1 protein-coding gene is annotated in these 950 nt (G+C 39.4%); it reads right to left on the bottom strand.

Features of this window, described 5'->3' with window-relative positions:
* Positions 1-908 (bottom strand): trypsin-like serine protease (locus E5A76_RS09520; protein WP_161118778.1); only part of this gene is annotated, 908 nt, incomplete at its 3' end.
* Positions 909-950: the final 42 nt, after the last annotated feature.

Raw genomic sequence — 950 nt, forward strand, 5'->3', positions numbered from 1 at the left:
ACACCTTCAGGACATTCAGGTGGAAGTGGAGGCTCAGTACAATCGTTCCAATCACAAACATTCCCACAATCCATTACACCTTCAGGACACTCAGGCGGAAGTGGAGGCTCAGTACAATCGTTCCAATCACAAACATTCCCACAATCCATTACACCTTCAGGACACTCAGGTGGCAGTGGTGGTTCAATACAAGAGCCATCTGCTTCACAAGCAAGGGTATCCAATAAAGTTTGGCGATCAATCCAATTGACGGTTTCGCCCGAATTTGCATTTACAATACGGTCTATCTTATTCGCAATACTGGCAGTTTGAATGGCCTGATAGCGGGTATGCGTCAAACCAATTTGTACATCACCCAAGTTATGCGTTTTTAATACCCATGCACCACCTTTGAAATTTTTCTCGAATTCAACAGGTCTTGTATTGTGGCGAGCCGTTTTTTTGTTTTTGCCTTTGATGTTAAATGCTGTGCTATAGCCTAAGCCTTGAACAACTTCTGCTGCAAAACGACCATGCTCAGGTAAAAGAGGTTCACGTAAAAGTGTAATTTCTGAGGATGTTGCTACAGGTTGATCTAATTGAAGAAGAGCAAACTTTTTCTTCTTAAATTTATAGGCCTTTTTGACTAAGTGAATACCTAATGAGTCGTTACTATGTAAAGCAATGACATGTGTTTCAGAAAGAGTGACATTTTTAATACATTTTAAGCCTGTTAATACCCAACTCGGACTGATTAACGTACCTTGGCAATTGGTGGTTGTTAATGTATTTGGGTTATAGCTTTCAACGTTAACGTTATATTTATAGTCAATTTCAGGTTCAATGATGGGTGGAGGGGATTCAGCATAGGATAATGCTGAAAAAGCGAATAACAACATTGACACTGACGATTTTACAAACGAAATCATAATGTTATCTCTCTGTTGAAATGTATATTACAGCAGGAATTA

Origin of the sequence: Photobacterium lucens (genome assembly GCF_009873615.1) — a bacterium.
In the GTDB taxonomy this organism is placed as follows: Bacteria; Pseudomonadota; Gammaproteobacteria; order Enterobacterales; family Vibrionaceae; genus Photobacterium; species Photobacterium lucens.